The organism is Pseudomonas cimarronensis, assembly GCF_049331905.1.
Lineage (GTDB): Bacteria > Pseudomonadota > Gammaproteobacteria > Pseudomonadales > Pseudomonadaceae > Aquipseudomonas.
Genome location: NZ_CP186283.1, coordinates 2,739,394 through 2,752,868, shown reverse-complemented (window position 1 = coordinate 2,752,868; position 13,475 = coordinate 2,739,394). Strand labels below are relative to the sequence as shown.

Annotated in this window: 8 protein-coding genes and 2 pseudogenes; 4 read left to right on the top strand and 6 right to left on the bottom strand. The window is 54.5% G+C overall.

Translation table 11 applies throughout. The features are described 5' to 3' along the window. Window positions 1-6: 6 nt before the first annotated feature. Window positions 7-924 carry a LysR family transcriptional regulator gene (locus ACOCLD_RS12800; protein WP_422909439.1) on the top strand — a complete coding sequence of 306 codons (918 nt, stop codon included), beginning with the start codon at window positions 7-9 and terminating at the stop codon, window positions 922-924. A gap of 488 nt (window positions 925-1,412) precedes the next feature. Here ACOCLD_RS12800 and ACOCLD_RS12795 read toward each other — a convergent pair whose 3' ends face one another. Further along, on the bottom strand, window positions 1,413-1,715 hold the full coding sequence (locus ACOCLD_RS12795; RefSeq protein WP_422911805.1) for a ThiF family adenylyltransferase: 303 nt from the start codon (window positions 1,713-1,715) through the stop codon (window positions 1,413-1,415). Between the two features lie 745 nt (window positions 1,716-2,460). Here ACOCLD_RS12795 and ACOCLD_RS12790 point away from each other — a divergent pair. After that, window positions 2,461-2,601 (top strand): hypothetical protein, encoded by a 141-nt coding sequence (locus tag ACOCLD_RS12790; protein WP_422909438.1) that lies wholly within the window; start codon window positions 2,461-2,463, stop codon window positions 2,599-2,601. Window positions 2,602-2,604: 3 nt separating this feature from the next. Then, window positions 2,605-2,754 carry a hypothetical protein gene (locus ACOCLD_RS12785; protein WP_422909437.1) on the top strand — a complete coding sequence of 50 codons (150 nt, stop codon included), beginning with the start codon at window positions 2,605-2,607 and terminating at the stop codon, window positions 2,752-2,754. A gap of 12 nt (window positions 2,755-2,766) precedes the next feature. Here the strand turns inward: ACOCLD_RS12785 and ACOCLD_RS12780 are convergent, their stop codons facing one another. From ACOCLD_RS12780 to ACOCLD_RS12765, 4 genes and pseudogenes are all read right to left on the bottom strand, one after another. After that, a complete protein-coding gene (locus ACOCLD_RS12780) occupies window positions 2,767-4,128 on the bottom strand; it encodes an NAD(P)/FAD-dependent oxidoreductase (protein WP_422909436.1) in 1,362 nt (453 codons plus the stop codon). Between the two features lie 249 nt (window positions 4,129-4,377). Continuing rightward, window positions 4,378-5,373, bottom strand: a complete 996-nt coding sequence (locus tag ACOCLD_RS12775) for an AraC family transcriptional regulator (protein WP_422909435.1) — start codon at window positions 5,371-5,373, stop codon at window positions 4,378-4,380. Between the two features lie 15 nt (window positions 5,374-5,388). Further along, window positions 5,389-5,826 (bottom strand): annotated as a pseudogene (locus ACOCLD_RS12770) (methyl-accepting chemotaxis protein); the annotation flags it as partial. A 114-nt stretch (window positions 5,827-5,940) separates the two neighbouring features. Beyond that, window positions 5,941-6,702: pseudogene (locus ACOCLD_RS12765) on the bottom strand (PAS domain-containing protein); the annotation flags it as partial. 934 nt (window positions 6,703-7,636) lie between these two features. On the opposite strand from ACOCLD_RS12765, the gene ACOCLD_RS12760 reads away from it, so the two are divergent. Next, window positions 7,637-11,002: an autotransporter outer membrane beta-barrel domain-containing protein gene (locus tag ACOCLD_RS12760; protein WP_422909434.1), complete on the top strand. Its 3,366-nt coding sequence runs from the start codon at window positions 7,637-7,639 to the stop codon at window positions 11,000-11,002. 98 nt (window positions 11,003-11,100) lie between these two features. Here the strand turns inward: ACOCLD_RS12760 and gspD are convergent, their stop codons facing one another. Further along, entirely contained in the window at window positions 11,101-13,323 is a 2,223-nt protein-coding gene (gene gspD / locus ACOCLD_RS12755) for a type II secretion system secretin GspD (protein ID WP_422911804.1), read from the bottom strand. Window positions 13,324-13,475 lie beyond the last annotated feature (152 nt).

The window sequence follows — 13,475 nt, the reverse complement described above, 5'->3', positions numbered from 1 at the left end:
GTTCTTATGTCACTATCCCTGCGTCAGGTTCGCTATTTCGTTGCCACCGCAGAGATCGGGCAAATCTCTCAGGCGGCGATTCATTTGAATATTTCCCAATCCGCGGTGACTACGGCAATCAAGGAGCTTGAGGGCATCTTGGGAGCGCTGTTGTTTCAGCGTTCGGCACAGGGCATGAGCTTGACCGATGCCGGTCGGCATTTTCTGAATCGGGCTTATGTGATTCTGCGCAGCGTCGATGACGCATTGAACAGTCCGCTGCCCGATGTTCGCGCCAGCGGGTTGTTACGACTGGGCGCAAGCTATACGGTGATCGGCTATTTCCTGCCGCACCATTTGCAGCGCCTGGAACACTGGCACCCGGACGTCGAGATCGAAGTCCACGAACAGGAACGGCAAGCCATCGAGCAAGGCCTGCTGGGAGGTCAATTCGACATGGCCGTGGTGCTGACGGCCAACCTCACACATCCGGACATCGTCTCGGAAATCCTTTTCAACTCCGAACGCAGGTTATGGTTACCCAGCCACCATCCGCTCTGTGAACGTTCGGCAGTCAGCCTCGCCGACGTAGCGCAAGAGCCCTATATTTTACTGACCGTTGACGAGGCCGAACAAAGCGCCATGCGCTATTGGGAGAACGCCCGCCAACAGCCGAACGTCAGGATCCGAACCAGTTCAGTGGAGGCGGTGCGCAGCATGGTTGCCAATGGTAGCGGTGTAGCAATTCTCTCGGACTTGGTGCACCGCCCTTGGTCGTTGGAAGGTAAGCGCATAGAAACTCTGACCATTACCGACAAGGTAACGCCCATGAGCGTGGGCTTGGCCTGGCATCGCGAGCGTGAATTTAGCCCTGCGATGCAGGCGTTCCGTAATTATTTCCACGATGCTTTTCTGGCACCACAGCAACATTCTGCGCTGCGCTGAGGCACGAAACTAATATCCACTTTAAGTGACTGGGTGGGTGACCGCTGATCCATGTGCAATCTGTTTTGAATGGTTGAAATGCTTCTCTAACACGTCAAAAGGACCACGACAGTCGACCTTTACGCCAGCGTGGCCTAGATGTTTCCTCAAGGGTCACCTCTCACGGGGATGTGTATGCCTCTCTGCAAGCAGAAACCTGTGAACTAGCATTCCAACTGAGTATTCGCATTAGTTCCGCCACCGAATCGCATACCTAATCGACACCAATTCGCACGCAAAACCGACACCACAGCGCTATCCAAAATCGCCAGCCAATCGCACGGCTCCGACACCCATTCGTATCCTCCGACATCTGTTCGCGCCCACCGGCGCTTATTCGCATCCTCCGACACTCATTCGCACCCACCGCCAGCTTTTGGCTAAGAACAAAGGCTGGTTCTCCTCTAGGAGGTGCACTACTGTCTATGCATCGGCCAGGACGGCCACTATCAGGAGGGACTCCAATGCGTTACATCAATTACGTGCTTATCGCCGTCACCTCCGCCCTTTGCGCCACTTACTCGGTGCTCTGGCTGATTAAGCCTTCCCCCCTCGAGAGCACAACTGGCCTTGGGGAGACCAAGGTCATCGGCACCGAGCACATGTCTGCCAAGATTTGCCGAGACCAAGTGATCCGGGTCAATGAGTGTCAGATGACCAACCCCCGAACGCGCCAACTGTAGGGCAACGGTGCTACCCAATGAGCCTACCCCAACGCAAACGACGCGAGCTCCTTCTAGCTTCTGCGCCACGCCACTGAGGTCACGGGACAAAATCTCCGTCCTATCCAGCACATCCAGCGTCGTTGCTCGGATCAGAACTGGGGGGATGATTGACTGCAACTGCAGGCCGGCGCCGCGCTGATCGCAGGTAAAACCTCGATCCTCGATCCAGCCGTGGGCCGTATGCGCGAACGTTCAGGCAGTAGATTGGGGCGCTGGCATCCCCGGGTAGCTCCAAAGCGATCCAGCGGTTGGGCAGTGAGCCACGCTCATTGAACCAAGCCACCAGCTGCGTTCTGTCATTAGGAGCAAGATGCGGCAAAAGCCATGTGAGCAGTAGCTCCGGGGCGGGAAGACGCAGGTCCGGATAGCTCCGAAGCTTTGCGTAGAAACCTGGGGCCTCCGGTGCTCGCATCCTTGGAGATCGGCCAATCGTCCGCCGGCAGTGTCTTTTCAGGGATGCCAAATCCGGGGCGAGCCAGACTGTTTCCTGGCCAGATGGTAACGTTTGTCGAGGATCGCTAAGGGCATACAGCTTCGAGGCAGCTTGAGGGCGATCCAAAAGGATAAGGTTTTGTAGAGATTGCCCTTGCTGCCTAGACCAGTACGATGTGATTTCGCGACGAAATTCGGCATCCCGGGTATCTGCTGGTGCAGGGGGGGCTGCGGTGATCGCTGCCGATCAGCAAGGACCGCGGTTGTCGCTGGGCACGGAATTTCTGCTGACCCTGGACACCCTGCTGATCTATTTGCTTGTAGCGTTGCGATCGGCGCCGTGCTCCTGGTCTGGGCCAAATACAGCGAGCAGCGCGCCAGCGGCTACGAGCGCCGCGAACGCATGCCGGATGTGTGTGAGGTGGGCCTGTCAGAGAGTTTCCAAGTGTCACTGGCGATTCTCGACTGCCTGCAGAACTAGCAGGTGCTGATCCTGCACAACCATGAGCATGGCGCGCTGGCGGCCATCGGGTTTTCTAGTACCGCTCTGAGTCTACCTGCGCTGGCCAGCGATGATTCATTTAAAGAGTTACATCGTGATGAACTTGCCGTCGAACGGTTGCAGCTCAGTTAATGCTGTATGGGATCAGTTGCTTTTTAGGCTTCGCTCCTCCCACCAGTCCCAGGTCTTGAGTGCACCACGGCTTACACGCCCTCCCAAGAAGGCAAGCGAGTCACTAATCATTGGTATGGATTTCCTGTTCACAATCCAGAAATCCGTCAGTTCAGTTTTTTTGCTTTGTAGCAAGTCCGCGATGGTTCGTCCGTTGAGGTGGGTCAGTGCTACGCCGTGGCCGAAACAACCACCTGAGTAAATGATGCGCTCATCATTGATGAAGCTGATTTCAGGCACCATATCGAGGTTAACTGAAACAGGTCCTCCCCAGCGGTAATCGATGCGTACGTCCTTCAGCTGTGGATAGATCCACTTCAGATGGGCTTCACAGTGCTGCCAGCTCATGGGCGAAGGTATTTCATCCACTGGAGAGGTGCGGTAAGCGAGTGCATCGCCGCCACCCATGACTATCCTTCCATCTACTGTTGGCCGGAAGTAATGCAGCATTTGTCGGTTGTCGCTGAATGATTGGCGGTCTTTCCATCCGATACTCTCCCACTGCTTCTCGCTCAGGGGTTCGGTCACTACTTGATAGGTCCAGAGTGGAAACTGGCGGGTCTTTAATCTGCGGGTATCCGGAACCTGACGAGAATAGGCATTGGTCGCTACCACGATCTTGTCAGCCGTGACACGACCTCCAGGAGTGTTGATGACAACCGACGATGGGAGTCGTTCGATGCCAGACACCTGTGTCATTTCATAGACGACAACGCCTGCCGATTCGGCTAGATCTTTGAGGGCTCGGACTTGCTTGCAGGGGTTGAGATGACCGGTGCCAGTTTCGTAAATACCGCCATTGAACCGATCGGAGTAGAAGTCCTGCTGGACGTGAGCTTTGTCCTGCCAAGTCAAGTCACCACCAATGCCAAGGTCTTGGAATAACTGGTAGTTCTTTATCAGGCGGTTCTGCTGCGGCTCCGAGTAACTGATACGCACAATTCCATTGTGACAGTAGTCCGATTTGATGCCGTTTTCCTCAATCAGACTGCGGGTATGGGCGACCGCTTTTTCAAGGTAGTGATGAGCGTCGAGCAACTTTTGTTTACCCCAGCGCAGAAGAACCAACTCCGGTTCTAAACCGAACATCTTGGTACTAAAACCTGCGTTGCGGCCACTGGCACCAAAACCGACGACAGCGGCTTCCAGCACCACGACGTGAGCGTTGGGGTTGTCTTTCTTGAATTGCCAGGCACTGTTTAGGCCGGTGAATCCAGCACCGATGATGGCCACATCTACCTTCAGATTTTCCTTTAAAGAAGAGTTCGGAACGTAGTGTCCGCAGGTGTGCTGCCAGAAGGACTTGCTATCTAGGCGCGGGTCTTGGTGGCTCATTCTTGCAATCTCTTTTGTTAGCCATGATCGGGAAAGCGGTAACGGCTAGGTTTGTTATGAGCGCTCTGGACCAGATATTAATTGCCGGCCCTACAGGCGAACCTCTGTAAAGTTGGGCCTGAATAGGAGCGAGTTGGATCAGGGTAGTGGCAGGGAGGTGCTGGAGAATTGTCAGTAGGTGCCAGTATTTGAGCAGAGCGTGCCAACGGCCGGATAAGACAGATTTTTGGGCAGGCTGACAATAAAGCGTTAGCTGTTAAGCAGAATTGCCGCACGGTATTGATGAGGCGATTGGCCGGTCCATCGCCGGAAGGCTCGGGTGAAGGAAGCGGACTCCGAATAGCCTATCAACAAGGATATTTCCGTCATGGAGTAGCCTGAGTCCTTGATATATGCCATCGCAAGCTCGCGGCGCACATCTTCGACAAGTATGGAGTATTCAAGGCCGTGCTCTTTAAGTCGTCTCTGGAGCGTACGTCGACTCAAACGCAATTGCTGACAGACCTCAAATAGCGAAGGAGTACAACTACTCATTCCAGCGGCGATAATGCGGGTGATCTGCACCAGAAGCTCATCGGACTCAGTGCGCTCTCGGCGCTTTTGCTCAAGATAAGGTTCGAGAGCTGTATATAACCTCTCGTTACTCTTTTCCGCAGTCAGGTGCAAAATATCTACTGGCAAGTGGATTCGATTGCTGGGTTGTTTGAAGTAGAGAGGGCATTGGAAGATTCGTTTATGTGCTGAGATGTCCGCAGGGCGAGGATGCGTGAAGTCCACGCGGGTAGGCCGGGTACTGCAACCGGTTAGTAAGTTCAGCATGCGCAAAACACAGGTTAAGGAAAACTCAGAGTCCTGCCTGTAATGCTGGGTGGTTGGATTGGTGATTTGATATTCGATGCTGATAGTGTGATCGCTAACTTCAAAACTGAATTCCGCTCCCTGAGTAAAAACCACAATAAATCGGTGCAAAGCTTGCAAGGCCGCCTCGACGCTCGACGCACAAGCCAAGGCATGGCCAAGAGCCCCGAAGTCGTTGGCTTCGGTAAGTATTCCGAGTTCAATCCCGATGTTTGGGTTCGACCGCGCAGCAGCTTCCCAGAGCGCCACATACTGCTCGCAAGGTATCTCAATGTCTGCGCGTTCGAGTACCTGTTTATCTACACCGATGGACGCGAGATGGGGTGCAAACGCTCTGCTGAAGCGGCGGAAAAAATCTTCGGATAGAACTGTCTGCTGTGGCTTCATATGCATCACAACCATTCAGCGATTTAGCGCACTGAATTGGCTGATAATCTCAACCACCTGGCGAGTGCCTTCACGAATTTCAATCAGTACCCGGCCGGCCTGGCTGGCCAGGTCCACACCATGTTCGACCCTTTGCTGGCTAGCCTGCATGCTATCAACAGCGCTTTGAGCTAACTCATGGTTGTGGCGCACCACATCATTAATCTCCAGTGTCGCCTGACTGGTGCGTGAAGCTAAGCTGCGTACCTCGTCGGCGACCACAGCAAACCCTCGCCCCTGTTCGCCCGCCCGGGCTGCTTCAATAGCGGCATTGAGGGCGAGTAGGTTGGTCTGATCGGCAATGCCCCGGATGGTCTGTACAATCGTTCCGATCTTTTGCGATTGCTGGCTGACAGCGCTGATGGATGTCGCAGCTGCGACCAGTTCGCCAGCGATCGCCTGCATCACTTCGACCGTTTGCTGAACAACATCCGCCCCGTGATGGGTGCTGGAGTCCGTCTGTCGAGAAGTATCATAAGTGCGTTGAGCGGTTTCGGCCTCTGCTTGGTGGCGTAGCACCTGCTCGGTTATATCCGTGGCGAACTTGACCACTTTATACAGTCTGCCCTTGGCATCAAAAATTGGGTTGTAGCTGGCTTCTAGCCAGACCTCTTGACCGTAATTGTTATAGCGTTTGAACTGTCCGGAGATGTACTCGCCGCGATTGAGGCGGGCCCAAAACTCCTGATAGGTTGCCGAGGCTCCTTCTCTTGGATCGCAAAATAAGCGGTGGTGTTTGTTGCGTATTTCATCCAGGCGATAGCCCATGGTTGAACTAAAGACGTCGTTGGCGTAAAGGACTTCACCTTGCATGCTGAACTCGATTACGGCCATTGATCGCTTGATGGCCGTGACCAGTCCTGCTTGCTCTTGCTCACGGATAACTTGCTCGGTGATGTCTGTGGCGATCTTTACCACCTTGAATACTTCGCCGCTGGTATTTCTAACCGGGTTGTAGCTTGCTTCCAGCCAAACCTCCTCGCCGCGCTTGTTAAAGCGAACAAATCGGTCGCTCAGAAATTCGCCGTTCACCAAACGACGCCAGAAATCCCCATATTCTCGGCTCGAGGCATAGTCTGGTTCACAAAAAATGCGGTGGTGTTTTCCACGAATTTCTTCCAGGCCATAGCCAGTGGTGGCAAGGAAGTTTGAGTTGGCGGTGAGGATGGTGCCATCCGTATGGAACTCAATTATTGCCATGGAGCGACCTAACGCTTCCAAGGTTGCTTGAGCCTCATTTAGTTCAGCCTGGCATTTCAGCAAAGCTTCATTAGTGCGCGAATTGAACATGGCGACCTCTCGACCTCGTTCTTGGGCAACGTTTGCGCATGACTACCGGCTTTGCGTGAGCTGGCGCCAAAAGGCGCTGAGGAGAAGCTTCATATCGTGGGGGCTTTGCGGGGATAGCCTTTGTTGGCTCTATCCCAGGTGCGAGGCCCAACGATAGGAGTCTCCTTTGACTCGGCTCTGCTGTTGGCATGGGCTCAGGTTAATAAATTTATCTTAATAAATAATTTTATCAAGATATTTTTAAACGACCATCGCCACGGTTGTCAATGTTGCCGACCTCTATACCAGAAAGCCGATGAACTGCTAACAAAGGGCCGTTTTAGAGCTTGTCCTCAGGGTGATGGCAACAGCTTTGTCGCAGGTGCGCTGGGTGTATGCCATCCCCTAATTGCCTCTGATAGCCGCATTTCTAATGTTTGATAAATATTTAAATCAGGGTAAAAAATAAGTCACCCCGTAGGTTAAGAGGATGTGTTCATGGCGTTAAGCAAAGCGGCGGCGGTGGCTCATTACACGCGTCTGGCAGAGGAGGCGATGGCCTTATCTGCACAGGAATTGGTTGCGAAAGAAGCAGGTCTCAGGGCAGCTCCAGTTTCTGAAAACGAGGCGAGCCTGGGTGTAAGAGGGGCTTTTGCAAAGACTTGTACTAATCGAGATGGCAAGGCTGGTCTCTGCGTCCACTGCCTGCGGATGGGGGCTGAGGCCTGTCAGGCTTTGTGTGCCAGGTCGGATGGCAGAAGGGCTGTGTTCGGTCTGCATTTTGTCGGAAAGTAAAAAAATTTACTTTAATAAAAAAATAAATTTAGATAGTGTTTCGTTGTCATCGATAAAGTTTTTTAGCGGTTTGTACCATCCTGCTGAGGCTGCGATGAGGTTTTCGTGTAGTAACCCTGGCCTAGCCAAGCGCGCAGGCCACTAGCGAGACATCCTTACCATGAGCAATCGCACGTACATGTCCCGCGTCCACAGCGGCGCACGGATCTCCGTTTTCGCAAGTACATTTTTTGGCGCTGCCCTGCCGCTTAGCATTCAGGCCCAGACCTATGTCACGCCTGTCGCTGAAACGGGTGGGAATGAGTTGGTGCTTGAAGATGCCTCATCCATCACCGTTTCAACGGCAATCCCGAACTCGATTGCGGCACTGGCCGCCCGCAATCCTGGAAGCCATATTTCAGCGGAAAATCTCTCAATCAATACAGTCAATGCTATAGGGGTATCGGGAGAGGACGGAGGGCGTATCGACCTAGCCAGTGGTGGCGAGATCAACGTCGTGGGGACGTTTTCCACAGCTGTAGCGGCAGCGGATGCCGAAGTAAACATCTCAGGCTCCTCTGCGGCCAATCAATTTCGCATCAATGCAAGTGATACCAGCGTTGGTGTAATGGTTGGAGACAATGGCCATGTCACTCTCGATCACGCCTCCGTCACGGTAAACGATGACGGACTTTATGGAGTTTTAGCCCGGAGCCTGTTTGATAAGGCTTATTTCACAGCCTCAAATAGCGTGTTCTCTATGAATTCTCGAGACAGTACTGCGCTGAGGGCCGACTACAACGCGGTAATGAATGTCTCTGATAGCCAAATCATCACATCTGAGTCGGTAGGGGTCGGCATATACGCGCTGCATGGTGCTGAGGTGAACCTAACTGGTAACAGTAGTATCAGTACCGCTGGTCCATCAGCTGTAGGCGTGTTTGTTAGTGCCCAGGGCGCAGATCCTACCGTTGTCAATCTTGTAGCGGGTACGGGCAATCAGATCCAGATTAATACGGCGGGGTTTATCGGCTTTGGTGTGTATGCACAAGGGGCTAACTCGTTTGCTAACCTCGATAGCGTATCAATCAATACAACTGGCCCCAATGCCGCCGCCGTGCGTGCAGATGACGGTGCAACAGTCACTTTGAGTCAGGGGCGAGTGACCACTTCTGGCATGGAAAGCTATGGGCTGAATGCTAACGACATGGGCACCCATATCGATGCTCGTGATATGGATATTTCTACTTCTGCAGACTTGACCAGCGGTATCGCTCTGCTAAACGGTGGGCGAGTAAGTTTGAGTGGCAATAGCAGCATCGTCACCAGTGGATCTGGAGCTGTTGGCGTAGGGGTAAGTAGCCTAGGCGCAGAGCCTACTGTGGCCAATCTTGTGGCGGGTATGGGGGGGCAGATCCAGATCGGCACTGTTGGCGAAGCCAGTATTGGCGTATTTGCAGAGAGACTAGGCTCGGCCGTCAATCTTGAAGGATTTTCGATCAGTACCTCCGGTCTCTTTGCTGGAGCCGTGCGTATGGATGACGGTGCTGTAGCTGTTCTGAAGGACGGTAGCGTGACCACATCTGGCTCTACCGCCGACGGCCTGATGGCCCTTGGCAATGGTGCCCGTATCGACGCTCGTAATATAAGCATCTCTACTTCTGGAGAGTATTCCTCAGGCGTTTATCTGCAAGACGCTGGGCGCATGAGTCTGACAGGAAGCCTCATTGAGGCAGATGGTGAAGGAGCCGCCGGGGCCTACCTCACTGGTGGGGGAGAAGTTCTCGATCTGCATGGCTCGCAGCTGAGCAGTGCCCAGAGCTATGGTATCTACAGTCTGAGTAGCGGTGCTGAGATCAACTTGGTGGCTTCTACCGTAACTGGTGCAACTGGTGCCGTTTACGTTGATACCTCCGGTGGTGCTGGTGATGCGGTGCTGCTGTCTGCTTCGCAAAACTCCAGAGTCGACGGAGACATTTTTGCCGCAAGGGAATTTTCCGGAAGCTTCAGAGGATCAGCTTTGAATGGTCATGTTGTAGCGCTCTCGCCCAGCACTACGACCGATAACATCGTTCTGAATTTCACTGACGGCTCGATCATGACCGGGAGTGCTTCAGGTGTTTCCCATGCCGGTTTCACTGACTCGACGTGGGTGATGACAGACTCTTCTAGCCTTACTGGGTTGTCTTCGTCTGCTGGCGGTTTGAGCTTGAGCAATGGCCAAGTGATTTTCGCTGCTCAAGGAACAAGCTACAAAACGCTGACCGCATCGGCACTTGATGGGCACGGTGCATTTGAGTTGAATGCCTCCCTAAATCAGGGTGGCAGTAATTCTCAATCGGATCTTATTCACGTCATAGGCAGCACCTCAGGTAATTATCAGCTGGGTATCAACAACACCGATGGTTCCGGGGCGAGAACTCAGGGCGATGGCATTCGAGTTGTACAACTGGATGATGTTAGCAACAGCGCATCATTCGCGCTTCGCCGTCCGGTTGTCGCTGGGGCATATGAATACTTCCTCTACCAGGGGGGAGAGGCTGATGCGGATGACTGGTACCTACGTTCGGATCTCGTCGCGAGCAATTCGGGTGGGGAGCCTGCATACAATCCGTCTGTCGTAGGGTACTCGGCTGGTTCTTACGTTAACCGGATGTACGGCTTCGATACTATCGGAACTCTGCATCAGCGAATTGGGGATCAAGCGGCTTCAAGTGAGTCTGGAGCTAGTCAGGAATCTTGGGCTCGGGTCGGTGGGGGGGAGCGTAAGTTGCAGCCGGGACGCTTCGGCTATGATACCGATACTTGGTTTGCCCAGTTTGGCAGCGACCTTTATCAGGCCTATAACGCCGATGGCAGCCACACCCGTGTAGGTGTCATGGCGACGCTGGGGCAAACTAATGTTAACACCGGTGACTCATCGCGTAGTCAGCGCTCTGGTCTTAATGACTATGCCGGCAGCATGACTGCTAAGGCTTATGGTGCCGGTGTGTACTTCACCCATTACCTAGAAGATGCTTCGTACGTGGATGTGGTCGGGCAATTCACCCATTTTTCAAATGACTACTCCAGTATCTACGGAAGTAAGGCTAGCCAAACCTCTAATGGGGTGACGCTTTCGGTTGAGGCCGGCAAGCCCTTTAAAGATGATAGTGGATGGTATGTTGAACCTCAGATTCAGTTGATGTACCAGCATTTACGCTCTGCCGATGTTGATGACGATACCGTGGTAGTGAAGGGAGGGAATGACAGCACGGGCCTTGTACGTTTGGGCACGCGGATCGGCTATGACGGCGTTGCTTCATCCAATTTGCGCCCGTATCTGAGCGCCAATGTGCTGAGTAGCATAGGCTCTGCTCCGAAGGTCAATGTCGGCGGAGTCAATATACAAAATGACTACAGCCAGCAGTGGGGCGAGGTGGGTGGCGGTATTAGCGGCGAAATCGCTAAAAATATTTCTATCTATGCCGATCTGCACTACCAGAGAGCCTTCGATGGTGACATGCATGGAATTGGCGGTAGTTTTGGCGTGCGGATGGACTGGTAGCAGCGCGTAGTCTGAAAGCGATGTGTGAGGAGGTCCAGAGGCATGTTGAATTATGTCTATGTAACCTCCTAAAACCTGATGAGTCTCATAATCGTGAGTCACTCCGGGTGTATTGTGGCGTTTCTTTTTGGCAAATTTGGGGGCAATGCCTGCAGCGCCTTGAAAGCCACCTCGCGGCTTGGGTAGCTGCCATAAAGCACGGCATAGCGGGTTTCCCCGTCCTGCTTGCGTTCGGCCAGGCGCAGCGGCTGTTTAGGATGGCGTTCGAGCAGGGCCTGCATAAATTCGCGGCTGCTGCCTTCAACCAGCTGGATGGTGTGGCGGCGCGCTGTAATCTTGGGTTTGCTTTCGCCGCCACGGCCATTGCCGAGGTTGGCGGGATCGATAGGTTTGGGGGTCTCGATCAGGGTCTTGCTCGGTTTAGCTGGGATGGCTTTGGCCGGCTGGCGCAGGTCGGTTGCGGGGGCCACAATGCCCTGGTCGAACAAGGCATGGGCCTGCTGCGGCAGGTGGTCGTAACCATTTGCCTGCCCGAGCAGGCGCAGGTCGCGGTATTTGCCCAGGCTCAGGTTGGCCAGGCCGACACCGTCGCGCGCCACGGTGGGGCGCAGAAACACCATCAGGTTGCGCTTTTGCCGGGCTTCGCGGGTTGAGCGGAACAGCCGGCCGACTCCGGGAATGTCACCGAGCAGCGGCACCTTGCTCTCGCTGCTGGTGATGTCGTCCTGAATCAGACCACCGAGCACGATCACCTGGCCGTCATCGGCCAGCACGGTGCTCTTGATCGAGCGCTTGTTGGTCACCAGGTCCACGGCCTGGGCATTCAGCCCAGTGCTTGGGGCGATGGAGGATATTTCCTGCTCGATCACCAAGCGCAGGGTGGCGCCTTCATTGATATGCGGGGTGACCTTAAGGGTTACGCCGATATCCTTGCGTTCGATGGTGGTGAAGGGGTTGCCCGAACCAGCGGCGTCGGTGGTGTAGGAGCCGGTCTGGAACGGTACGTTCTGCCCGACCAAAATCTCGGCAGCCTGGTTGTCCAGGGTCAGCAGGGTTGGGGTTGAGAGCAGGTTGCTTTTACCGTTCGACGACAATGCGGTTATCAGTGCGCCGAAGTTGTCGTTGCCTATGCCAAAAATCGCCCCATTGGGCAGCGCCGCAGCGAGTCCGCCGGGAGACTCGTTCGCGATGGCTCCGAGCAGGGTGCCGACCGATAGCCCGGTGTTGCTGAAGTTGACGCCACCCAGGCCACCGCTGCCGTTGCGGCCATCGATGGCCCACTGTACGCCAAGGGCGTCATTGATATCGCCGGACATTTCGACGATGGCTGCCTCCACCAGCACCTGAGCGCGGGGTATGTCCAACTGACGGACCAGGTCCTCGAACATATTGACGATATCAGCTTCAGCCATGATGACGATGGCATTGAGGCTTTCGTCCGCGCGGATCATCAGCTTCAGCGGCGTGGCGTTTTCACTGCCCTGGCTCCGGCTCAAGTTGTCGCCGAAGTCGCCGAGGGTTTTCGCCATCTCCTTGGCATCGCCATGGCGCAGACGGATAACCCGGGTATTGGTTGAACGCGAGCTGGGCGTGTCGAGGCTCTGCGCCAGCTTCAACAAGCGCACGCGGGCATCGCTGGGACCGAGCAGCAGCAGCCGGTTTGCGCGGGTATCTGCAATCACTTGAGCACCGCTGGCCTGGGCGTTTTTCAGCGAGCTGTTGATCACCGCTGCCAGCTCATGGACCCAGGCATGGCGCAGGTCATAGACGCTGAAGTCGTCCTGATTCTGGCTGTCCAACTGGCGGATGATTTCGTCGATGCGGGCGATATTGGCTGGAGTATCGCTGATGATCAGGCTGTTAGATGAAGGCACTGCGGCCAAGTGACCATAGTTGGCCACTAGCGGGCGGATCAGCGGCAACAGGTCGTTGGCGGCGCCATGCTGTACCTGCAGCACGCGGGTTTCCAGATTGCCACGGCTGCCCGCGACCGTCTTGGCATCGCCACTGGGAATGATGCTCAGCTGATTGCCTTGGGGCATCACGGCGAAACCATGGGTGCTCATCACCGATAGGAACAACTTGTAGACTTCGGAGAGGTTCATCGGCTGCTGGGCGATTACTGTGACCTGACCTTTAACTCGCGGATCAATGATGAACGTCTGCCCGCTAATACTCGCTATTTGCTCGATAAAATCGCGGACTTCCGCGTTCCGCATGTTAATAGTCCAGCGATCCTCGCTCCGAGTCGGTGCCTCGGTCGATGCATTGGCCTGGCTGACTATGTTGACCAGCAGAGCCATGTGCAAGACTAGCTGCATGAACAGGCGAAGCAGGGTGCGTGAGCTCACGGTGGTACCGCCCTTGTATACAAGGGTGGTACCACATATAGGGTGACGACCATAGCGGGCTAGGGCGCCGATCAGGCTAGCTAGCAAGTCCATCAAGTTTCCTTTGCCATTTAACGAATTTG

What these genes read in the sequence shown, in the direction of transcription:
- ACOCLD_RS12800 (WP_422909439.1), top strand. Translation starts at nt 7, where the DNA reads ATGTCACTATCCCTGCGTCAGGTTCGCTATTTCGTTGCCACCGCAGAG.
- ACOCLD_RS12780 (WP_422909436.1), bottom strand. Translation starts at nt 4,128, where the DNA reads ATGAGCCACCAAGACCCGCGCCTAGATAGCAAGTCCTTCTGGCAGCAC.
- gspD (WP_422911804.1), bottom strand. Translation starts at nt 13,323, where the DNA reads ATGCAGCTAGTCTTGCACATGGCTCTGCTGGTCAACATAGTCAGCCAG.
- ACOCLD_RS12760 (WP_422909434.1), top strand. Translation starts at nt 7,637, where the DNA reads ATGAGCAATCGCACGTACATGTCCCGCGTCCACAGCGGCGCACGGATC.
- ACOCLD_RS12775 (WP_422909435.1), bottom strand. Translation starts at nt 5,373, where the DNA reads ATGAAGCCACAGCAGACAGTTCTATCCGAAGATTTTTTCCGCCGCTTC.